The organism is Parabacteroides goldsteinii, from assembly GCF_020091425.1.
Classification (GTDB): Bacteria; Bacteroidota; Bacteroidia; order Bacteroidales; family Tannerellaceae; genus Parabacteroides; species Parabacteroides goldsteinii.
Genome location: NZ_CP081906.1, coordinates 4,972,537 through 4,993,667, shown reverse-complemented (window position 1 = coordinate 4,993,667; position 21,131 = coordinate 4,972,537). Strand labels below are relative to the sequence as shown.

The 21,131-nt window shown below is 39.0% G+C and carries 20 protein-coding genes; 2 read left to right on the top strand and 18 right to left on the bottom strand.

What is annotated here, in order from left to right:
• Window position 1: 1 nt before the first annotated feature.
• The 12 genes from K6V26_RS20950 to K6V26_RS20895 all read right to left on the bottom strand — a co-directional run bounded on the left by K6V26_RS20950 (window position 2) and on the right by K6V26_RS20895 (window position 9,687).
• Window positions 2-1,057 carry a Clp protease ClpP gene (locus K6V26_RS20950; protein WP_224263746.1) on the bottom strand — a complete coding sequence of 352 codons (1,056 nt, stop codon included), beginning with the start codon at window positions 1,055-1,057 and terminating at the stop codon, window positions 2-4.
• Between the two features lie 77 nt (window positions 1,058-1,134).
• Window positions 1,135-1,575 (bottom strand): hypothetical protein, encoded by a 441-nt coding sequence (locus tag K6V26_RS20945; protein WP_224263745.1) that lies wholly within the window; start codon window positions 1,573-1,575, stop codon window positions 1,135-1,137.
• Window positions 1,576-1,655: 80 nt separating this feature from the next.
• Window positions 1,656-2,156, bottom strand: coding sequence for a hypothetical protein (locus K6V26_RS20940; protein ID WP_224263744.1), 501 nt, complete (start codon window positions 2,154-2,156; stop codon window positions 1,656-1,658).
• Window positions 2,157-2,890: 734 nt separating this feature from the next.
• On the bottom strand, window positions 2,891-3,187 hold the full coding sequence (locus tag K6V26_RS20935; RefSeq protein ID WP_224263743.1) for a hypothetical protein: 297 nt from the start codon (window positions 3,185-3,187) through the stop codon (window positions 2,891-2,893).
• Window positions 3,141-5,969, bottom strand: coding sequence for a primase-helicase family protein (locus tag K6V26_RS20930; protein ID WP_224263742.1), 2,829 nt, complete (start codon window positions 5,967-5,969; stop codon window positions 3,141-3,143). Before K6V26_RS20930 ends, K6V26_RS20935 begins: the two co-directional genes overlap by 47 nt.
• Window positions 5,970-6,153: 184 nt before the next feature.
• Window positions 6,154-7,761 (bottom strand): ParB/RepB/Spo0J family partition protein, encoded by a 1,608-nt coding sequence (locus K6V26_RS20925; RefSeq protein WP_224263741.1) that lies wholly within the window; start codon window positions 7,759-7,761, stop codon window positions 6,154-6,156.
• Between the two features lie 112 nt (window positions 7,762-7,873).
• On the bottom strand, window positions 7,874-8,053 hold the full coding sequence (locus tag K6V26_RS20920; RefSeq protein ID WP_224263740.1) for a hypothetical protein: 180 nt from the start codon (window positions 8,051-8,053) through the stop codon (window positions 7,874-7,876).
• A 25-nt stretch (window positions 8,054-8,078) separates the two neighbouring features.
• Window positions 8,079-8,306, bottom strand: a complete 228-nt coding sequence (locus tag K6V26_RS20915; RefSeq protein ID WP_224263739.1) for a hypothetical protein — start codon at window positions 8,304-8,306, stop codon at window positions 8,079-8,081.
• 3 nt (window positions 8,307-8,309) lie between these two features.
• Window positions 8,310-8,705 (bottom strand): hypothetical protein, encoded by a 396-nt coding sequence (locus tag K6V26_RS20910; protein ID WP_224263738.1) that lies wholly within the window; start codon window positions 8,703-8,705, stop codon window positions 8,310-8,312.
• A 160-nt stretch (window positions 8,706-8,865) separates the two neighbouring features.
• Window positions 8,866-9,063 carry a hypothetical protein gene (locus K6V26_RS20905; protein WP_224263737.1) on the bottom strand — a complete coding sequence of 66 codons (198 nt, stop codon included), beginning with the start codon at window positions 9,061-9,063 and terminating at the stop codon, window positions 8,866-8,868.
• 20 nt (window positions 9,064-9,083) lie between these two features.
• Complete coding sequence (locus tag K6V26_RS20900; RefSeq protein ID WP_224263736.1) at window positions 9,084-9,440, bottom strand: response regulator transcription factor; 357 nt, start codon at window positions 9,438-9,440, stop codon at window positions 9,084-9,086.
• Entirely contained in the window at window positions 9,409-9,687 is a 279-nt protein-coding gene (locus tag K6V26_RS20895; protein WP_224263735.1) for a hypothetical protein, read from the bottom strand. The genes K6V26_RS20900 and K6V26_RS20895 overlap by 32 nt, the downstream gene beginning before the upstream one ends.
• 138 nt (window positions 9,688-9,825) lie before the next feature.
• On the opposite strand from K6V26_RS20895, the gene K6V26_RS20890 reads away from it, so the two are divergent.
• A complete protein-coding gene (locus K6V26_RS20890; RefSeq protein WP_224263734.1) occupies window positions 9,826-10,221 on the top strand; it encodes a hypothetical protein in 396 nt (131 codons plus the stop codon).
• A 340-nt stretch (window positions 10,222-10,561) separates the two neighbouring features.
• Here K6V26_RS20890 and K6V26_RS20885 read toward each other — a convergent pair whose 3' ends face one another.
• Window positions 10,562-10,720: a hypothetical protein gene (locus K6V26_RS20885; RefSeq protein WP_154278431.1), complete on the bottom strand. Its 159-nt coding sequence runs from the start codon at window positions 10,718-10,720 to the stop codon at window positions 10,562-10,564.
• 78 nt (window positions 10,721-10,798) lie between these two features.
• On the opposite strand from K6V26_RS20885, the gene K6V26_RS20880 reads away from it, so the two are divergent.
• Window positions 10,799-12,013: an IS256 family transposase gene (locus tag K6V26_RS20880; RefSeq protein ID WP_010801386.1), complete on the top strand. Its 1,215-nt coding sequence runs from the start codon at window positions 10,799-10,801 to the stop codon at window positions 12,011-12,013.
• 111 nt (window positions 12,014-12,124) lie between these two features.
• On the opposite strand, the gene K6V26_RS20875 is transcribed toward K6V26_RS20880, so the two are convergent.
• The 5 genes from K6V26_RS20875 to K6V26_RS20855 all read right to left on the bottom strand — a co-directional run bounded on the left by K6V26_RS20875 (window position 12,125) and on the right by K6V26_RS20855 (window position 21,093).
• Window positions 12,125-14,182, bottom strand: coding sequence for a family 20 glycosylhydrolase (locus K6V26_RS20875; RefSeq protein ID WP_009860757.1), 2,058 nt, complete (start codon window positions 14,180-14,182; stop codon window positions 12,125-12,127).
• 1 nt (window position 14,183) lies between these two features.
• Window positions 14,184-15,815: a RagB/SusD family nutrient uptake outer membrane protein gene (locus K6V26_RS20870; protein WP_009860758.1), complete on the bottom strand. Its 1,632-nt coding sequence runs from the start codon at window positions 15,813-15,815 to the stop codon at window positions 14,184-14,186.
• 25 nt (window positions 15,816-15,840) lie between these two features.
• Window positions 15,841-19,188, bottom strand: coding sequence for a TonB-dependent receptor (locus K6V26_RS20865; RefSeq protein ID WP_010801387.1), 3,348 nt, complete (start codon window positions 19,186-19,188; stop codon window positions 15,841-15,843).
• Window positions 19,189-19,438: 250 nt separating this feature from the next.
• The gene (locus K6V26_RS20860) at window positions 19,439-20,428 is read right to left on the bottom strand and encodes a FecR family protein (protein ID WP_224263733.1); all 990 of its coding nucleotides are present in this window, start codon (window positions 20,426-20,428) and stop codon (window positions 19,439-19,441) included.
• 71 nt (window positions 20,429-20,499) lie between these two features.
• Complete coding sequence (locus K6V26_RS20855; RefSeq protein WP_009860761.1) at window positions 20,500-21,093, bottom strand: RNA polymerase sigma factor; 594 nt, start codon at window positions 21,091-21,093, stop codon at window positions 20,500-20,502.
• Between the last annotated feature and the right edge of the window lie 38 nt (window positions 21,094-21,131).

Here is a 21,131-nt window from a genome sequence, read left to right as displayed (position 1 = left end):
ATTAGAAATCTTTGATTGAGTTGTACAAATCTTTTGCTGCGTTGATGTCAGCAATGGTGTCGTCTGAGCCGCCATTCGTGTCTGTGGCGTTTGTCGGTTCGGTTGTCACTGCGCCTGGTTTCCCATTCAGTTCTGCTACTTTGTTCTCCAGATTGGCAATTTTCTGATCCTTTTCTGTGACTTTAGCCTGGAGCTGATCGCGTTCAGAGGTCAGGTTATTGATTATTTCCTGGCGGGCGGCGAGTTCGTTGTTTACTTTCAGCAGGTGTTCGTCTGTGATTTCCTGCTCCTCACGGTCTGCAGGAAAATTGCAGAAGGCCCACAATGCTGCGAGCGAGTTTTTAATTTTTGTCATAAGATTCTTGTTTGATAGGTTTGTTTCTGTGGGTTTTTCCGGTTCAGGGAAAAGGTTTTCAGGTATTTCAGGGTACCCCATATCTGCGAATAGATCCAGGTCTATGTTTACGGCTCCGGAAACGGTAATGATTTCATCGGCCAGACCTAAATTAACCGTATCTTGTGGGGATAACCATTCTCCATTACCATTCTTGCGATCAAGGATATCTCGGAAATGATCTGCCGGTTTCCCTGTGCGGGTTGAATAAATATTGACGATCCGATCGTTGGTTTTTTCCAATGTATCGATTGTGTCTTTAAGATCTGCGATATTTCCACGTGCCACGGTAGAACACTGATGAATAAGATACAAAGCATTGCTGGAGATCTGGCGGGTCTTGCCGGCCTGGGCGATTAGTGTTGCTGCGCTGGCCGTGTAGCCGTAACAAATAGTCGTGACGTTTTCGATCTCACAGAGAGAATCATGAATTAACAGTGCGTGACTTACATCGCCGCCGATCGATCGAATATTAACGGTGACTTCAGAGGCTTTGAGATCACGGATTTCATTGCACTTTTTTTTGAACTTGTCAAAAGTTGCAATTCTGTCCTGCGGATCATCAAATTGCCACCATTCCGGGATTCCGATGATTCCTTCGATGTCGATAATAGCCTTGTTGGGGGCCTGATTGGTGATACAAATTGTTCCAAGTTGGGGCATAAATAGTAATGTTGCAATAAATTATACTGCAACATTACTACTTACCAAGGCGGCATAAAAAGACTGTAAAAGGTGGGTTAATGGCAAAAATAAAGGGGATCAGGGCTTTTGAAAGAAAGAGTAAGTCCCCGGTACCGCTTCCCGGATGCTTCATTTTCGATTGACAATCCAATCGAACAGGTCGCAAAGGGTTTTTCTTTACTTCCCAGGAGATAGGTGGATCGGTTTATATCTGTGACTTTAGCACAGACCGGGATGGCATTCCACTGCCAGAGATTTATTGTATTTTGATCAAAGAGGGATCCCTTAACTGTGTAAGTATAGATTAGCTGGCCCTTTACCACTTCGGAAGAAGTGTCAAAGGAGCATAGACCGGCAATAGGAAGTTGTACAAAATTACCTGTCACATTAAATGTATTCATTTCATTGTAGAATTTACCGATTTCAGCTTCTTCCAACTTGGCGAGGCTGATCGATTTTATCCCAGGCAAAATCAGTTTTGTATAGTTTGTGTCCATTGTGTCCAGTATTATCCACTGTGTCCCGAATTTCGCAGTTGTGTAAAAAACGGGTTGAAGTCGAAAGATTCTTTTGTTATTTAAGAGAGTTTAACACCTGCATGGCGGTAATACTTTTTCCTGAGGCGATAATACTTTTGCCGAACGGTTTCAAAGTTGCGGGCGTTTTGTTCTTCCACTTGCTTGAGTAGATTCATTTCGGTTATATGATTGGTCGGCTGAATGATTCCATGCTTTTCGCACCAACCACGAATAACAGACGTCAGCCGGCAATTCAGGTTTTCCAGATTACCGATCTCGCTCCACATGTTGTTAACAAACATAGCTTCAAAACTTTCAATCAAAGCGTATTTCCCTGATTCACAGAGATAGGAATATACGCGCGGATCTTTGTCTTTGAAATACTGAAGGCTTACAGAAATATTTCCGGTTTCGGGAGTAATGTTGTCGGGTTGTTTGTCAAGCAATCGCTTTAAGAGCTTTGCTTCAGGACCATCTTTCAAAAGTTCGATGGGATTACCAAAGTGCCGCGTTAACCAGGCGGCCAGATACGGTTCTACGTTGAGAGTGATTGTATTCATTACTGATGATTTTATATAGCAAAGATACTGAAAATAAGTGAATTAAACTAAGACGATGAAGTGAAAGTTTAGGTTGCACTTTTAGAAACAAAAGTGTAACCAATTGTAACCGAAAATTGTAACCAATCTAACTTATTAATATAATATCTTTTATATCCTTTTTTCCCTTAGTGGTTACAAAGTTACATTTAATTAGAGTATAATAAGGATGAAAAGGAAGAAGGAAGGATAACGGAGAGGGGGGAGGGGTGAAAAATAGATGTGCTAAAAGATGCAAAACAGGGTGAAAAACAAGGGCTGAATAATTGGTTTGTCACTGAAAATTACTATCTTTACACATGCTTATATTGGGGCGGTATAATCCTCTTTATAAGGATTGAAAGGAAATTAGGATATTTAGAAGGGTGGGAGTTTAAGAATACTCTCAGCAAAAAGGACAGGCACATAACAGGAATAGCGAACCTGATGTGTCTGTCCTTTTTGAATATAACGGAGAATACTCTCAGCGAAAAGAACAGGTTCCTGATCCTGATTGGCGATCGTGGATGTTTTTGTTCTTTTCGAGTGTTACAGGAGAATACCCACTGAGCAAAAAGGACAGGCACATGGCAGGAATAGCGAACCTGGTGTGTCTGTCCTTTTTGAATGTAACGAAGAATACTTTCAGCGAAAAGAACAGGATCTTGATCCTGATTGGCGATCGTGGATGTTTTTGTTCTTTTCGAGTATAACGGTCACTCTGTCCGGCGGATGGCAGAGTAATCATTCAGGAACTCATAGCTAGAGTGTTGAGTGATATAGAAGCAGGCTTGTTTGATAAATATCTCAAGTTCATTTTCTGGAATATATTTCTGGTAATTGAATACCTGACGGGGAACCATTCCATTGAGGTTGGTTTTAACTTTCTCCCATACCTGGAGATAAAGTTTATCACCTACACGTCCCCTTAACTCCTTTAAATCTTCAATCCGATTCAACCGATACTTAGAAAGGCATTTCTCCTGATTGTTCGATACGTTCAATTGAGGCATAGTCGATTGTTTCTTTTGTTTGTATAAAAATCATTTCTGTTGTTTTCTTATCAATCTTCCGGATGATGCGTCCCTCGTTATTACAAAACTCAACCGGATTATATGAGATTATGTGGTCAGCCAGTTTACAATAAGCCTTCAGAGCTTTTGAAAACTTATGCATCGTCCACCTATTTTGCTTAGTATCGTCAGAGAAAGCCTTCAGCGCTTCAGATTTGGGTTTCATGCAATCGCAATTCTCAGAACCAGGACCGAAATAAACCTGTGCCCAGTCGTAAAAGATATCAGTCATTGCTGATCGTAGAGTTCTGGCCGTGACGTTCTGCATTGGGGGGTTGATCTTTACTCCTTTGTCAATGGTAGAAAGATAAAATTTACAACATTGCATACAAAAGTTAATATCATCGTTCCATTCTTCTTCAGTATATTGATCCCGGAAGAGATCCTTTTTGAAATCATTGTGTATTGTCCTGGTTTCATAGTAATCGTTGTAGTTCGTTTTTTGGTGGTAATAATCAGAGAATACCATATATAACAAGCGTCGCTCTGTACTGCCGTCCGTTCGATCCGGAGTGAAGTTGCTGGTGATCGCAAATTTTGCGGCACGTTCAAACGGTATAGTATAACTTCGGGCAAATTTAGGGTTGACAATAATTTCCCCAGTTACGCTGTCAAAAAAGAAACCAAATGGCAGATACTTATCAGCGTCGTCGATCAGGATCAAGTCTGTATATTCCGATACGTTTTCGTAAATGTGTGCATTTTCCGTCAGCTTTGGATTTCGTCCGGATAAAGTTTCAGTATTCATGAAATAGCGGAGTGTCTTCAAGCATGCGGATTTGCCAGATCCTCCGTTACTCTCATCTGAATTACTGACTTTATTATCCATAGCGAAAACACACCAGGCCCGGTGTTCTGACTTTTGTCGGTGCAAAAGATAACCAATCGTGAAGATCTTATTTATTAGGTGCATTTTTTGTTCATAAATCTGATCATCGCTTAAATTGGGGCCAGCTATATTGAAGTGATTCTCCCGTCGGTATCTGAGGGCCTCTTCGCTATACATATCAGCTAGGAAAGGATCTTCCAGTTCTTTACGCCAATGGATGCGACTTGCATTGATCAGGAATTTGAAATAATTGCTTTTCAGATTTCTGATCTCGATGTCCCAATCATCGTCCGTCTGTGTAATATTGAAGGCGGGATCCTGGAGCGTTACCCGATGCGGAATAACTTCGTTCTCCCAGACATAATGCTTATTTGTTTTTCCGATTTCGATGATACGATCCCCGAACACTTCAAATGTATTGTTCGGGAAAAAGAAATACTGACTTGTTGGAGTAAAATCGGTAAAGTCCAGTTGTATTTCGTCCAGGTCATTTAAACTGTCAGCGTTTAGCCTGGTCGAATTATTTATCAAGTTACGAATCTCTACATTCAAGTAGCGTTCTGTAGCAAATCGTCTGAAGAAAGCACGAATGTCTTTTACCTCCACCTGTCGAACAATATTACCGTTGACGTGTACGAACATCTTTCCGGATTTACTGTTTTTGTCAGACAATGTAGCGAACCCATTACAGTAGAGAAAGTGTGATACATAGTCCGAATTTATTTCCAGATTCATTCTTCCTTTACTGGGTTTATATTCCCAGAACTTTACAGACTTTGCCACTTCCATTAAATTTTTCAGATCCTGTTTTTCCGGCCAGATTTCACAGTAATCCCGGAAGTCTTTGCGAGGTTTTCTTCGGTTGTCCCGGTATTCCTTCAGCTTTTTAGGAAGCCAAATGGTAAAGATCTCTATGTATCGTGTAGCCAGCATTTTACCTCTTTTTATACCAGTGTCATCAATATCAGGAATGTTATATAGTTTTTCGACAAATTTCATGATCTGCTTATATTCCGGCTCAGTCAAATTGTAAGTTTCTGAATTGAACCAAAGTGGAATATAGTTGTGCGCTTTAATACATAAAGCGTCACGTTCTCCGGAACAGACAAAAGCCTCCGGGAGTTTTTTTTCTTTGTACTCGCCTTCAGGATTAGAATCTTTCCAAATCTTTTCCTCCTGGTCGTTGTACTGTTTATGCAGGAGCTTGAGTTCCTCAAGTCCATTAATGTACTTTTGTGGTTTTTCAAATTGGTAAAAAAAGCGATATGCTTTATCTGGGTTTAAGGGTTGATATATTTTGTAGAAGAAACCGTCTTTTGTTTCGCATACGCATTTTCTCATGAAGATGGGATATGTGTCAGTGCTGCTCACAGTCGTTGTGATCAGTCCGGACCCGTCTTTTGCCTTATTGGTTTTCTGGTAATACTCCAGGCTGATCCAGCCGAGTAGTTCACAATGTTCGTCCTTAACTCGCGGCCCCAAAAGTTTCAGTTCTGCATCGCTAAAATTCTTTGCTTTGAAAAGAAACTGCCCGTCGATCTCGCCTTCTTTGGCCGGACGTCTGTCGAACTTGGCCCGGTTTTTTTCAAATGTGACAACATCACCGGAAACATCAAATTCTTTGGCAAGCCAATAAATAGCCTCATTAAATTTCAATCCCTTTTCCTGCATACAGATGTCGATGGGTGAAAGAGCTGTGTCGCTTTGACCAAAATCTGTTACTCTCCAGATACCTTTGATTTCTTTGACAAAGGCGGATGGCGTATCATCACTGTCACGGATTTTGAATGGTGTATTTTTTTTGTCTACAACCTCCCGTGCTTGAGGGTAAAAATAGAGTATGATGTCTAAACCATTGCTGGTTTTATCATAGATGTCTTTCGTAGTAATCATGAGCGTGTAAAAATTTCGTAATCAATAGAATGGGATAATAGCTGCAAGAAAGAACGTTCGTCCTTACTATACAAAGACTGAACGTTTGAATGCGTTTGGGCTACCATCGAAATAACGTATGCTTCAAAAGGGGTAAGGTCGTGGATTGCGACCTTACCTGTTTTATCTTTTTCTATATACATAGTTATTCCTTTAATGAATTTATCTGTTCGTCAATGCTAGCAATACGTTTTTCCCTTTTCTGTTTTCGGATCTTCTGAGTTTCTTCAGTCTGATCAGGATATACTGTACCTGCAAAATGAAGGAATACTTCTGCTTCGGCCCGTCTCCACAATTGATTATTTAACCCGTAATTTGAAAGGGTGACTTTTATAAATAGCATGGTGATTTTGAACCGCACCTTTTCGTTAAGAGATTGAATTACTTTTAGGACTCGTTCAACTCCTTGTTTCTCGGCATGGTCAAGACGTAAGTTAGGCAGGATCCGGTGGTATTCGGATTCTCCAATCTGTTTCAGCATTGCGTAGCATAGAATATCATTCTGCAAAGGAGTGAGCTTCTGTTTATCAGGTAAAGGGAAAAGGTTAAATACTTGTTTCAGATCATCAAATGTATTGATTAACTCAAGTTCAAATTCTCTATCCTTTTTCTTAAGTAACTCTTTGACTGTTTCCTCATGGGAATTGGCAAAGTTCAGGTCTTTTTGTTTTTGTCTGACATAATATGCAGTATCGAGATTGTCTTTATGAACATTTACTGCAGGGACATATCCCTGTTCTGGTAATTTCTCGTATCGATCTAAACGCTTTTGATAATTGGTAAGCCTTTTGTCATAATTTTCATCTGCTTCATTGTTATAACGTTCCGGGTAGGTCGGTGGATATTCTATATCATAGAAATCAGCATCAAAAACAGGAATGCCAGTTGCTTTAATAGATTCAGATAAAACATTGTCTTTTTCATAACTATGTTGGAAAAATACACATTTGATTCCGTCATTTTCATACTCGTTGCTGATTTTCAACGCTTTTTTTGTTAATGCGGCCATATTCTTAGCCTCAAAACAGAATTTGTTAGTGCATTTTTCTTCATCACAAAATAGGTCGAAGTACCGACTGTTAAAGGAACATTTCTCACAGTCTAAAGTTGAAAATAAAGCATTTTCAAAATCTATTGATATGTTATTGATTCTCTTGACAAGTTCTTTACTGGTAATAGTGATCCAACTGCTCCAGTTCTCTTCCTGGTAGTGTGAGTTGTATAGATCCTCTTGAATTTTGGCATCTAATTTGCACAATTCCAGGCCATGAGAGATAGGTATCTGATCTTTTTCAATAAGTACTCGAAACTCGTCGATCAGGTCATTTAAACGTAATCTGTTCCGTATATACATTTCACTCTTTCCAAACCTGGCAGCTAGTTCCGGAATAGTTATTTTACGTCGTTTAATCAATTGTAAGAATGCAACAGCTTCTTCCATAGGGGAGATATCCCGACGTTGAAGGTTTTCTGTGATCATGATATCGAGTGCTTCATCATCCGTCAGATCTCGGATCATGGCCGGTATCGTTGATTGTTGCGCAATCATGGATGAACGGTAACGACGTTCTCCGCAGACGATTTCATACTTACCTTCATGTATCTTGGATGGGCGGACCATTATCGGCTCGATCACGCCTTGAATGGCTATGGATTTAGCCAGTTCCATAAGGCTTTCTTCGATGAAAACTGTTCGATGATTCATCGGACTAGGATGGATCTCTGTAATGTCAATAATATTAATTCCTAGCATAGTGTGTAATTTTTTATCTTTGTACAGCAATCGGTTATTACTCCTATAAGTTCAGTGCATAGTTCTTAGCGAACCTCTGCTGGAAGCTGAATACCGATTGCTTCATTTCTATTTAATGATTCAGTTTATTCAATAGCATATCAGCAAGTTCCTGTGTTTTTTGCTCCGTCTCCTGCTCTTGAACCTCGCAAATAAATCTCTTAATTGAAAATACATTACCAGGCAGGATAGTGCCTTCGATGATGTATGTCTTACCGCTTGGATCGGTTTCTTTTACAAACTTTGTTTTCATGACTTATTTATTTCTTAGATTTACGCTAATCATTGTAATTTTGTTCCTCATAAACATTCGTTGTATTTAGAACATTTGCACTATCCTTAGTTTTTCCATCTCGAATGAAAAATTTTTCAGATATAAGTGTTTTATATTCTGATTCAGGAATATACATTGTGTGACAAACCCCGTTGAAATATAAATTACATCGCATTAAAGTTGTATTTTTCAACTTCCCTTTTACATCTATTTGCAATATTCTTTTCTCCATCTTTCAATAATTTTTAATTGTTAATACTCTAACTCCACGCGGTCCTTTGGTTGCTGGATCAGATTTAATTTCTTTGTATGCACAATGAGAACATAGTGTTTCTGTTTCATCAATCCACCAACAGTTACCATGTGTAGGATTAGAACAGGCGTTATCCATAGTACAACCACACATACGACAAATTCCTTTTTGTGGTTCCATCCTGAAGAGGCCGGCATTAAAATATTCACAAATACGAGTGATAGATGTATGTACCTGTTCCTCTTCTGTAAGGTTTTTAAAAAGAAGTTCAGCTTTTTCGTAATCAGTCATCTTCTCGATCATCTCATTTTGTTCTTCAGTAAAGTCAAAAATGACTGCTTCACAGTATGTAACTGGGTATAGAATAGTTCTAATCATAATGTTTTGTTTTTATTAATACTGTTGTTGTTTTGTTCACCTTGATTGGTGTTAACTTCTTTTCCCGTTGTATTTGCTTCCGAATGATCTCATCTAACCCGGAAGCATTAGTTGTAGTGTCTGGCTTTATTTGCCGGTTGATCCGTTTCGCACTCATACTCTAATTTTGCGAAGGATTGTTTTTGAGATCTCTGATCTTTTCTCTTTCCTTTAAAGATTCAACCGTTTCTATTGCGGCTATTGCTAAGTATTCTAATATTTCAGCTTTGGAAAGGCTGTCTTTATTTTCCTTCTCTAATCGTTTTTCTATTTTAGCGGCGAAGGATCCGCCTAGCATGAGAATAAATAAATCGTGCATAGTTGTAATTGTTTAATGTGTTAATCTTTTATTCTATTTCTATATTCAATTCTGCAACGTCTTCCTGCCCTGTATCGGCAGAAGTCTTTTGAGTAGTGAATTTCTCCACCTATAAAGACCATTAAGAGTACGGAAGCTATGGCTGATCGAACCGCAGGTGATAAGTCAAATGAAATATTATAGTGCGTACAAAACCACCAAGCAGAAAGCTCATTGATTTTAGTACATCCAGTTTTTTTGAAAATCCTTTGTTTTACATTATCTACAGTTTTGTATGCTATATGAAGAGCGTAAGCTGCTTCTTTGAAAGATGCGCCCCAGGCAATCCGTTCTGCTACCTGTCTTTCACGTTTTGTTAATTGTGCATCTTTGTTCATTGTTAATCGCTTCTGTAATTTCCCAAATCTCAGTACTCTCCGTAATCCCATATTTCGCGAATATCTTTTCTACAGCTTCTTTTTGATGTGCTGCAATATTCGGTATACACTTTCGCTTTCGATAATAATATTGGGAAGTACGACACCCAAGTACATTCATCAGGTCTGCTTTGAGCTTGTTGTAATTCTCTTTTACAACCTTTTGCGTTCCAGGAAGGAACGAATAGTTTAACTTCTTTTGTTTCATGTGTTTATAATGTTTATAGGGTGTTTACCCTATTGTTTGTGTAACTGAAAATGTCTACCTTTGGAAACATATTTGTTTCCGATTGGTGCAAATTTCATGCATATTATTGGTTAAACCAAATATTTTATTGAATATTTTATGGATGATTGTAATAATATTTTTGATAGAATACAATATATTATTGACAGAGAGGGGCTTAATATATCTTCTTTCTCTAAAGAAATTGGCGTTGTAGATCAGACGGTTCGTAATATTTTGAAGAAGAGAGGTAGTAAGCCTGGTTTCGATGTCTTATCCAAAATAATTCAAAGATTTACATGGGTGGATGCTCGATGGCTTATGACCGGTATTCAACAAGAAACAAAAGAAACCAATAAAATTATTGCTGAAAGTGCTGGTTTTGACGAATCATTTTATAAACAGATGGTTTTCAGCCAACAAAAAACAATTGAAAATTTATCAGAAATTATTCGGGATGCTAAAAAAGAAATTGTCCCAAAGGACACACTTGCAATATGTGCAAGTGCAGAATGAAATTTGGATTTAAAGAGTATAAATATTAATTATAAATTGGCCTTAAAACAGAATTAAGCAGACGTTGAATTACCTACATTGTAGGTAATTAGTAGGTAATTTCAATTGTAAACATTTGAGTATCAATTGTGTTCCTTCTCCAAGTGGGACCACGTTGAAAAAGCAATTATCGTATTGATAATTGCTTTTTTTGTATTCATGTGAAAGCAATGTGAAAACAAAATCATAGTTGTCTGTGGTGTTATGCAGGTGTTATTATATAGAGCTTACTTTTAATCCTGTAGAAGACGCAGAATCCTAAATGGGAGATTACTTAGAATTCTGCGTTGATCAAAATGTTTTAGAAACCATTTACCGCTTCAGCAGATGCGCCGGCTTCTGTCGGCCATCCGGGGTTTTGGTATAATGGTGAGATGGTATAGTCTATATTTCCACTGTTACCCGAAGATGTTATGTTGAACTGGCTCATTCCGATGGGAGATAGATAATAGGCTGCCATCCAGCCGGAGGCCGTAATTTGAACTGTGTCAGCTAAGGAAAAGAATAAAATATTAACTTTGCTAACACAGTTTATTTTATGAGTGAAGAATTTGATTTTGAAAGTATCAAGAACAAGGCTCTTGAACAGTTGAAGTCTGGTAAACCCTTGTTAGGTAAGGACGGTGCTTTTGCTCCGTTGTTGGAGAGTATATTAAATGCTGCCCTTGAAGGTGAGATGGACGCTCATCTTTCTGAGGATGAACGCATGAGTGGCAACCGTCGTAATGGCAAGATGCAAAAACAAGTACAGACTTCGATGGGAGAAGTCACCGTATCTACCCCTCGTGACCGTAACTCCACCTTTGAGCCCCAGTTCATAAAAAAGCGTGAAACCATTCTTGCGGAAGGTGTTGCAGACCGCATCATCGGACTGTATGTTTTGGGAAACAGCACACGTGAAATAAGTGACTGGATGGAGGAGAACTTGGGTAATCGTGTGTCTGCTGAGACGATTAGTGCCATCACCGATCGTGTACTTCCGGAAATAAAGGCATGGCGTTCCCGTAGCCTAGACAGCGTTTATCCGATAGTCTGGATGGATGCCATTCATTATAAGGTAATGGACGAGAGAGGCTGTGCCGTAACCCGTGCGATTTACAATGTACTGGCTCTGGACAGCGAGGGACATAAGGATCTGTTAGGGATGTATATCTCTAAAAATGAGGGTGCGAACTTCTGGCTGAATGTATTGACAGACTTGCAGACCCGTGGTGTCTGTGACATACTCATAGCTTGTGTTGACGGATTGAAAGGCTTCCCGGATGCTATCCAAAGTGTGTTTCCTGATACTATTGTCCAGCTCTGTATTGTCCATCAGATACGTAACTCCGTCAAGTATGTCGGCAGCAAGCACCAAAAAGAGTTCATGAGGGATCTGAAACATGTCTATGGTGCGGTAAATAAGGAATCCGCTGAGACAGAACTTCTTAATCTGGAAGAAAAATGGGGTGAGAAATACCCTATCGTTATCAAGTCTTGGCAGGATAACTGGGAAAGGCTTACTGAATACTTCCAGTTTACGTCGGATATACGACGTATGATTTATACCACGAATACAGTCGAGGGATATCATCGTCAAATACGTAAAGTCACAAAAAACAAGGGCGTGTTCCCTAACGACACCGCCCTTGAAAAGTTGGTTTATCTCGCTTACCGCAACATACGTAAGAAATGGACCATGCCCATAGCCAACTGGGCGGCCATCGCACAACAATTAGCGATAAAGTTTGGAGACAGATTTAAATTGTTGTAACTTTACGCTCGTCGGGAGTGCTGGTGCACCCCCTTGGCGCTGGCCGATCCCCGACCGATGAGATTGGAAGAAAACGCCGCATGACACAGTTTATTTTACGCCCCCGTATTTTTATAAATTAGAAATCCATTTTTTCAATTGTTTTACCATCGGAATTTCAAAGTAAAACATCCAGTCACTATTATTTGTCCTTGCCGAAAGATGTTTATTAGAATCAACCTCCTCTATATAGCCGTCTGCTACGGATAGGAAGCGTATTTCAGAATAAACATTTTCAAATTGACTTCTCATTACATTGAAATAATTGCATAAGTTGTTTATTTCGGAAAGAGCCAGCTCTTTTTGTACAGAAGTACTTGCTAAATCATATTTATGAAGAGCGATTATAACTTTTGCAGAAAATGCGAACAAATGGGCTGTTTGTCTGTATACTTGAAGTGTATATCTGTTTCTTAGAGCAACTTTTTCCCCGAGATTGAGGATAGAATCAATCTTTTCATATCTTTTGATTGCTGTTGTTGCATCTTTCACCCTTTTATCGTTATTTAAACTCCATTTTCCCGAATTATTAGGATCAGGCATATCTAATAAGGTAAAAGGCGTAACACCCCATGCCGGATTTCTTCTTCCACTTGTGACCAGCGCTTCGTCAAAAAAGTCTGCTAAAGCTTTCAGATCATTTATAAATTCCGTTAATGAATCAGCCGGACAAAAGCCGAACTCTCTTTGACCATGTGCCAGGCTGAAAGATTTCCTGTCTTTGCCGGTAGGGTTCCAACTATATTCTCCCAGAGCAATAAACTCACGCCATACGGCTTCTGCATGTGGCGAACCGTCATCCCAGGTTGTGGCCAGAATCCCTGTCAAATTATTTTTTGCAGTGATACCACAGAACCCTTTTATGAAATCTGTCCTTTCAATTTCTCTGGGAAGGTAAAGACTGTTTCCGGTAGCGGCGGCTGTTGCTGCCATTACTTTCAGGCCTTTTTCTTTATACCAATTTAAAAGTTTCTGATGGATAGGAGTCACGGCTTGTTCATATTTCCAACGCATATAAATACAATCTTTAGGAAATAGATTAATAGCTTCATCAAGTTTCTGGGTATTCCATTGAATATCCAATTCTTTCCCTTGAAGAGTATCGTTTTGGAGAATATTCCATAAACCTGCGTGCTTCAGAGGCATATCATCCCAAAAGATAGGAGTGCGTCCATGCTCTGTCGCATAGCTACATGTTTTTTGCAACCAATCCATTTGTAATTCAAAAGGAGTCTTTCCTGTAGCTTTACATCGTTCATCAATACCGATAGACTGAACTTCATCTCCTCCTATATGAAGATATTTTCCATAGGGCATTGCTTCGATGGCATCCTGGTATAAATCAAATTGGAGTTCATACGTTCTGGGATCTGCAGGACAAAAGTCTCTGTCGCTTGCCGGATTTTCCCGTAGTTCCCAATGGTGTTTCAGAATATAAGAAGCATGGCCTAAACCTTGAACAAGAGGTGAAACATCAATATTTCTATCTCGTGCATAACGACAAAGGGCTATCATTTCTTCTTTGCTGATAGCATTAGGTGCTCCTATTTCCGGGCGACGAATGTAGCGGAGTTTATCTTCCAGTTCCCAAATTACAGCATTGATCTTATATCTGGCCAACCGATCCATCGCCTTGTAATAATATTCCATCCGATTTAGATGGTGTTTTGTATCGAAGTGAATGGCTCTGTAAGCTAAGATTGGATAATCAGTGATGATCATTTCTGGAATACTGCGTTTGAAATCCCGACTATCTTCCAATAACTGCTCCAATGTTTGACAACCATAAAAAATTCCAGCTTTATCTTTGGATGCTATAGTAATTCCTTTTGAACTAATATCTAATACATACCCTTCAACGGAAGAAGGAACTCCCTCTTCCGTAATTATTAATTGTACACCTTTACCTGGTTTTTCAGTTTGTGGCAAAGCATCTAATATGGGGGGAAGCACCGGAATCTTGTTATTATGGGTGGATATTAAATAAGTTAACTCTCCATAATGTAAAGCCTTTCCTCCTTTTACTTCTATTTTTTGAGGTGTAGGTACTAGTTGGAATACATTGTCAAGCTCTTTTCCATTGATATTGGATAAGAGTAATAGCATGATTGCAATTAACTGTATCTTCATTTTAATAACCTGGATTTTGTTTAAGATTCGGATTCTTATCAATACTTGACTGTGGAATAGGCAAATATCGATTGTAAGGAGCGAATTTCCGGGTTTCGATCAGAGATAAAACTCCTGGTTCGATTACAGCTCTTTTATATGGATCTGCTTCGTTGTAATTTATTGTCCCCGTAATACGGTATAAATTACTATTCAGCAAGTTTTCTGCCAGCATTTTCCCCGAGGAATCTTTCCATCGGAGGATGTCTGCTTTGCGAAGGCCTTCTCCTGCCAATTCTATTGTTCTTTCTCTTCTGATCAGTTCTCGAAGTGTTTCTTTAGTTCCGTACTTAGTCCGGTTTACAGTCGGCATGCTTACTCGGGCACGGATTTTGTCCAGTACTTTATACACATCATCTGATGGACCATTCAGTTCGTTTTCTGCTTCAGCAAAGGAAAGTAAAACCTCCGCATAGCGAAATACGATTGGGCAAGCACCTGTGTCCCATATATTGCTATATTGATCCATTGGTGCCAGATACTTAGACCATGAAAGAGCCGTTTTAGATGCATTATCTAATCCTTCAGGATAATTGTCATTGCTGATGCCATTAATTTCTTTGTCTAAAGTATTAAGAACTACAGCATCTTTTCCTTGCGCCTGCCACATTTGTCCAGGGAACAAAATTGTCATTTCCATTCTAGGATCTCTATCTTTGAAGGGATATTTAGGGTCGTATATATCTGATTCCTCTTTTGTCGATCCATCCTTCATTTCATACATATCTACTAAATTCTGGGTTGGAACGATAGACGACCATCCTCCATCTACGTTGTTATACATTTGTCCGATAACTCCTAATCCTTGGAGGTTTTCGAGATATTGCACAGACAAAATTATTTCATTCGAACTTTTCCCCTTTAATGTGAATAGCTCTGCATAGTTAGGATGCAGATCATATTTTTTCATGTCTATAATTGCCTGAGCAGCATCTTTAGCACGTTGATAATCTCCCCAGTAGAGAGCAGATCTCATTTTGATTGCCAAACCGGTAGCTTTAGCCACTCTCCCCGATTCAGATGGTGTTTCTTTCAGGTCTGGGATCAAAGCATCCAATTCATCATAAATATATTTTTTTACTTCTTCTTCCGTATTACGGGGAACTTTTGCTTCTTCAGCAGTAGTATAGGATGCTATAATGGGAACACCACCATACCAGAAGTTCATTTCAAAATACTTATAGGCCCGTATTGCTCTTATTTGGGAAATCAAGTCTTTTTTTTCCGCTTCGTCAGTAAATGATATGTTTTCTATGTTTTCCAGGAAATCATTACAACGACGAATTGTTGTGAAATCGTAGAAACTGGCACCAGTATTGGAAGCACTGAGCTTTCCATTTCCGTGTACTGTCCATTTTTCCCAGGGGAAATTATTGTAACCAATATCGGAAGCGCAGTCCTGATAGAGAATTGTGTATCCGTCAAGCCATTTATTGTAACAACCGACAGCAAAACTTCTGGCATCAGTTTCACTATTCCAGGTAGTAGCTGGAGATAATGCATCATAAGGTGCAGTATCGAGAAAATCAGAACAGGATGTAGTAGATACAACAATGGTAGAACTGATCAATATATATGATAATAAATGTTTCATGATGTATAATTTATAGTTATGTAATTTAGAATGTTAAATTAACACCGATAGAATGAGTTTGTACCAGTGGATAATGTGATCCGCGTCCCTCCGGAGCTTCCGGATCTACATTGATCATTAAATTATCGATTGTAAAAAGATTTTCACCGGAATAGTATATTCTCAAGTTGGATAATCCTGATGGTTTTATCCATTCAGAGGGAAATGTATAACCTAGCTGAATACTTTTCATTCTGAGGAAGTTTGCATTTTGTATCCAAAATGTAGAGACTGTATTCATAGAGCTACTGGGTGAGTTTACTGCAACCCGGGGCATTTTCCCATCAGGGTTTTCTGTAGACCAGGCATCCAACCATGCTGTAGACGGATGAGTGGTATCTCCGGAAAATTCACCATACATTTGTGTGTTGAAGAAGCGGGAAACTCCGGCAGCTCCTGTAAATATGGCAGAAAGGTCAAAACCCCTCCATCCTGCATTAATATTTAACCCATAGGTGAATTTGGGGTCTTTACTACCGCAAATAACGCGATCTTCTGAGGTCATTTTTCCGTCTCCGTTTGTGTCTGAGTATATAATATCTCCAGCTTTGAAGTCTGATGTAAACGGATAACCCTCTTTCCCTTTGTATTTATCCATATATGCTTGTGCTTCTGCATCTGACTGGAAAAATCCAACAGCCTTGTATGCATAGTATGAATTAATCGGTGAACCTATTTGTTTAATATCATTTCCGTTAATCATACGTTGTACACCTCCCAAATTCATGATCTCATTCCGGTTATATGTAAAATTACCGTTAACAGACAGGCTCCAGTCTTTCCATCTGTTATTGTATCCAAGTGCAATTTCAATACCACGGTTAACCATTGCTCCTACATTATCTTTATATGCACCTAGTGCAAATTCAGAGGGAACAGGAACATCCATGATGATATCCGTCGTTTTGCGGTCGTAATAATCCATAGAGAAATTTATTTTATTCATTAAGGTCATATCAAGACCAATGCCCCATGTACGTGCCTTTTCCCAGGATATACTTGCAAGTCTGTAGTTTTTCTGATAATATCCTGTTGATAAATTGTTATTGAACGGGTAATTAGCCCCAATAGAATAGGTATTCATCCATGGATAATAATCATTTAGTGCATTCTGATTTCCTAGAAAGCCCCATGAACCCCTTATTTTCAGGTTGTTCATCCATTCATTCGTGTTTTCCATAAAATCTTCCTCGCTTAGGCGCCAGGCAGCTGATAAAGAAGGAAAATATCCCCAACGATTATCTGGGCTGAAGCGGGAAGAAGCATCAGCTCTGATGTTTGCTTCGAATAAGTATTTATTGTCGTAATCATAATTGATACGTCCAAAATAGGATAACATGGCTAACTCGCGTGTAAAACCACCATTGGTTTGTGTAGAGGCTGTACCTGCATTCATATCTGTAAGATCGTTGTTTGGAAAACTTTTACGGAACATTGTGTTTTCATAATAATTATATTTCTCCAAATGATAACCTAGTAATACTTTTAGTCCATGTAGGTTGAGCTTTTTATCATAATTCAATAGCACATCCAGATTGGAGCGGTTCCAGTTATAAACAGTTTCTGTTAATTCGTTCGGACCGTGATATTTAATCGGGTTATATTGTATATCTTTTACAAACGATTTGTAGTGCTGGTTATTTGTGATATATGCTCCTTGTACGGAGGCCTTAAGCCCATCAATTATTTGATAATCTACAGCTACAGTTCCGGAGAAATTCTGGATATTGTTGTCTACTGTTTGATCCATATCCAACCATGCTATAGGGTTTCCATCTGAAACGGTTCCATAACTTCCATCTTCGTTTTTGTATGGGATCCAGGGAGCTACAATATTTACTTCACGAATCAGTAAATTCGAATTACCTGGGATAATACAACTATTTGGATCAGAATATGTGTTATTAAAATAAGCCATATTCATTCGGACATTTAATTTTTCTGAAAGTTTTATATCCAGATTTGTCCGTGCATTGAATTGGTTTCTGGAGGAGTTTCTCAGAATCCCAGATTGATTTAAATATCCTACAGATGCCAGATATCTTATATTATCGGTACCTCCACTAATGTTTACATTGTGCTGATGTTGTACCCCAGTCCTGAATGCCAGATCTTGCCAGTCCGTGTTAGGATATTTGTAAGGATCTGAGCCGTCTCTGAATTTCTGAATTTCTTTTTCATCGAAACGGGGATTTTTTCCTTCTGCCGTTAATGCCTGGTTGTATAATGTTGCATAATCAGCCGAAGATAGAAGATCGATCATTGCGGTAGGGTTTTGGATCCCAACATATCCATTATAAGATATTTGAGGTTTACCGGTTTTTCCTCGTTTAGTAGTGATCAATATAACACCGTTCGATGCTTTGGAACCGTAAATTGCAGCAGAAGAAGCATCTTTTAAAACAGTGATGCTTTCAATGTCATTCGGATCTATGGAGTTCATAGAGCCACTTTCTATTCCGTCAATAAGGACATAAGGGTCTGAAGAATTTAATGTCCCTACACCACGTATGCGGATTGAACCGTTATCTTGTCCTGGACGTCCTTCTGACGTCGTGACGGTTACACCGGGCATTAATCCTTGAATGCCGGATGAGATGTTTGTGATTGGGCGATTGCTCAGTTCTTTACTGTCTAATTGGGCTACAGCTCCGGATAGATTCGCTTTTTGTTGAACACCATATCCAACAACGATAACTTCATCTAATGCTAATTGATCTTCAGACAGTTTAATTGTAAAATTCGTTTTGTTGCTGACAGAGATAGTCTGAGACTCATAGCCTAAGTAAGAAACCACTAACAGATCGTTTGGGGAGACTTCCAGAAAGAATTTACCATCGATATTTGTAGTTGTACCGATGTTTGTTCCCTTAATGATGATGTTAGCACCAATAATCGTCTCTCCGTTGGAATCGGTAACAACTCCGGTTATTTTTTTCTTTTGTGTCGTTACGGGAGTCGATCCGTCCGATTCCTTCTCGAAAAGATAGATCTTGTTGTCTTTGATTTCATAATTTAAATTAGTATCTGCTATAAGTTTTTCCAATACCAGATTAACATTTGCATTTTCAACTTTAATACTAACTTTTCTGTCCAGATTTACAATCTGTTTGCTATATGCTATACTAAGTCCTGTTTGCTTGGAAATGGAAGATAGTACTTTTTCTACCTTTGCATTATTAAAGGAAATAGACACTTTTTGAGCAGAAGCCTTTACTGTGAAAGTTAACAAAGAAATAACCAGAAAAAAGAATGTCAGTTTCATTGCATTCGGAATTTTCTCAATTAATATTAAAAGGTACCTGGATATGAGGCACAAATAATTTTTTTTCATACTTTTGAAATGAATTAATGTATTAGAAATTGAACTAAATTTCAGTACTGCGAATAACCGGGAATGTGGGGACATTTCCGGTTGTTTTTTGAGCTTGTTAGGTTGTGTTGTTCATACAGTCTTTATTTTAAAAGGTCGTTAAACAAAATAGTCTTATCTCGATTTCCTCTGATAAGAATGAGTCTTACCAGTGCTTTGTATAATAGACACATGATAAGAGAAAAAGTATGAGTCAGAAATGTAAAATGTCTTATTTTTTTCTTTTTATTTTAATAATACCTTCTTCCTCTGTAAATTGTATCGGCGTTATTTTCTCAAGATCTTTAAGTATTATCTGAAGTTCTTGATTGGTCGAAGTCAATGTATAGTTGTAATATAGAGCAGAAGAATCCACAACAGTGAACTCTACATTATACCAGCGTGACAGGGTTTCTATGACTTCAGATAGAGGAGTATTATTGAATATGATCTGATTCTGTTTCCAGGCAGAGTTCTGTTCTATGTTTTCGGGTCTGGATATTTTACATAAGCCTGTTTTACGATTGTATGTTGCTTTATCCCCCGGTTTTAGATGACCAAGCGGACGAGTATTGTTAGCTAGTGCTACTTTCCCGGTTTCCAGTGAAACAAAAATATTCGGATCTGTAATATATGCTTTTACATCAAATGTTGTACCTAATACTTTTACACTGACATCTTTCAGATCTACAATAAATGGGCGATCTTTGTTTGGAGACACTTCAAAAAACGCTTCTCCCTCCAATTCGACTTTACGCTCGTTGAAACCGAACTTTCGAGGGTATTTGATGCGTGTCTCGGCATTGAGCATGGCCTTGGAACCATCCTGGAAAATCAGTTGCATACGTTCACCTTTGGGAACATATATCTCTTCGTAGCCGGAATCGGCAAACAGGTCGATACGTTTATCTATATACCAGAATTGACCGAGGAATAATAGTAATGGAATGAGAATGGCGGCTGCCCGGAAAAGCATCCGTTTTCTTTTCCGGAGTTGGATTCTCTTCATGATATACTGATACATTTCATCGGAAGGGATGCTGCGTTCGGCATACAGTTCTTCGTTGCCCGGCTGTATCTTTTCTGCGTCCTCATCCATTAAGGAGGACAGATATTTTGTACCCTCGGGCGTGGAGAACCAGCGGATTACCTGGCGGGCTTCCTCCGGGGTGGCCGTGTTGTTCAGGGTCCTGTCGATGATATGTTTATCTGGTGCTTTCATTTTATTCCTGTTTTCTTAATTGACACATAACTGGGTGGATGGTATGAGTGTTTGCTACTCTTTTTTTCTTTTCAGGAGAAAAGAGAGGAGAGCAATAGGATTAGTAACTTATCGAAATGTTCACGGAGCAGCTTGATAGCCTGCGAGTAATGGGTTTTGACAGTCGGTATGGATATCTGCATTTTTTCTGCGATTTCCTGATTGGATAAACTGTCTTTCAGCTTGTACAGGCAGACTGCTTTCTTTTGTTCCGGCAGGCCGTCGATGGCCCGGTACAGTTGCTCGGTCATTTCCTTCTCTTCCAGTTTCGATAATATTTCGTTTTCATATTCGATTGTTTCCTGTGCCAGTTCGTAATTCTTCTCCAGAGCGGTGTAGTTGTTGCGTATCTCGTTCAGGAGATGGTTTTTCAACATGGTGTACAGGTAGTTTCTCAGGTTGATATGGATGCTGAACAGGGAACGCGATTCCCAGAGTTTCAGAAATATCTGCTGGACAGCGTCTTTTGCGGTGTCATTATCTTTTAAATATTTGTATGCCAACACATAGAGCAGCTTGTGGTAGCGTTCGTAAATAGCAGTAAAAGCCCTCTCATTTCCTTTTTGCAAAAGAATAAGTAACTCGTCATCGGTTTGCCCGGATATGGAGAGGAACCGCTTGTGCATATAATAGTATCCCTTTTAGATTTCTGTGCAAATATAGC

What these genes read in the sequence shown, in the direction of transcription:
- K6V26_RS20950 (WP_224263746.1), bottom strand. Translation starts at nt 1,057, where the DNA reads ATGCCCCAACTTGGAACAATTTGTATCACCAATCAGGCCCCCAACAAG.
- K6V26_RS20910 (WP_224263738.1), bottom strand. Translation starts at nt 8,705, where the DNA reads ATGATTAGAACTATTCTATACCCAGTTACATACTGTGAAGCAGTCATT.
- K6V26_RS20865 (WP_010801387.1), bottom strand. Translation starts at nt 19,188, where the DNA reads ATGAAAAAAAATTATTTGTGCCTCATATCCAGGTACCTTTTAATATTA.
- K6V26_RS20930 (WP_224263742.1), bottom strand. Translation starts at nt 5,969, where the DNA reads ATGATTACTACGAAAGACATCTATGATAAAACCAGCAATGGTTTAGAC.
- K6V26_RS20925 (WP_224263741.1), bottom strand. Translation starts at nt 7,761, where the DNA reads ATGCTAGGAATTAATATTATTGACATTACAGAGATCCATCCTAGTCCG.
- K6V26_RS20935 (WP_224263743.1), bottom strand. Translation starts at nt 3,187, where the DNA reads ATGCCTCAATTGAACGTATCGAACAATCAGGAGAAATGCCTTTCTAAG.
- K6V26_RS20880 (WP_010801386.1), top strand. Translation starts at nt 10,799, where the DNA reads ATGAGTGAAGAATTTGATTTTGAAAGTATCAAGAACAAGGCTCTTGAA.
- K6V26_RS20870 (WP_009860758.1), bottom strand. Translation starts at nt 15,815, where the DNA reads ATGAAACATTTATTATCATATATATTGATCAGTTCTACCATTGTTGTA.
- K6V26_RS20900 (WP_224263736.1), bottom strand. Translation starts at nt 9,440, where the DNA reads ATGAACAAAGATGCACAATTAACAAAACGTGAAAGACAGGTAGCAGAA.
- K6V26_RS20920 (WP_224263740.1), bottom strand. Translation starts at nt 8,053, where the DNA reads ATGAAAACAAAGTTTGTAAAAGAAACCGATCCAAGCGGTAAGACATAC.
- K6V26_RS20875 (WP_009860757.1), bottom strand. Translation starts at nt 14,182, where the DNA reads ATGAAGATACAGTTAATTGCAATCATGCTATTACTCTTATCCAATATC.
- K6V26_RS20945 (WP_224263745.1), bottom strand. Translation starts at nt 1,575, where the DNA reads ATGGACACAAACTATACAAAACTGATTTTGCCTGGGATAAAATCGATC.
- K6V26_RS20885 (WP_154278431.1), bottom strand. Translation starts at nt 10,720, where the DNA reads ATGGCAGCCTATTATCTATCTCCCATCGGAATGAGCCAGTTCAACATA.
- K6V26_RS20905 (WP_224263737.1), bottom strand. Translation starts at nt 9,063, where the DNA reads ATGCACGATTTATTTATTCTCATGCTAGGCGGATCCTTCGCCGCTAAA.
- K6V26_RS20895 (WP_224263735.1), bottom strand. Translation starts at nt 9,687, where the DNA reads ATGAAACAAAAGAAGTTAAACTATTCGTTCCTTCCTGGAACGCAAAAG.
- K6V26_RS20860 (WP_224263733.1), bottom strand. Translation starts at nt 20,428, where the DNA reads ATGAAAGCACCAGATAAACATATCATCGACAGGACCCTGAACAACACG.
- K6V26_RS20890 (WP_224263734.1), top strand. Translation starts at nt 9,826, where the DNA reads ATGGATGATTGTAATAATATTTTTGATAGAATACAATATATTATTGAC.
- K6V26_RS20915 (WP_224263739.1), bottom strand. Translation starts at nt 8,306, where the DNA reads ATGGAGAAAAGAATATTGCAAATAGATGTAAAAGGGAAGTTGAAAAAT.
- K6V26_RS20940 (WP_224263744.1), bottom strand. Translation starts at nt 2,156, where the DNA reads ATGAATACAATCACTCTCAACGTAGAACCGTATCTGGCCGCCTGGTTA.
- K6V26_RS20855 (WP_009860761.1), bottom strand. Translation starts at nt 21,093, where the DNA reads ATGCACAAGCGGTTCCTCTCCATATCCGGGCAAACCGATGACGAGTTA.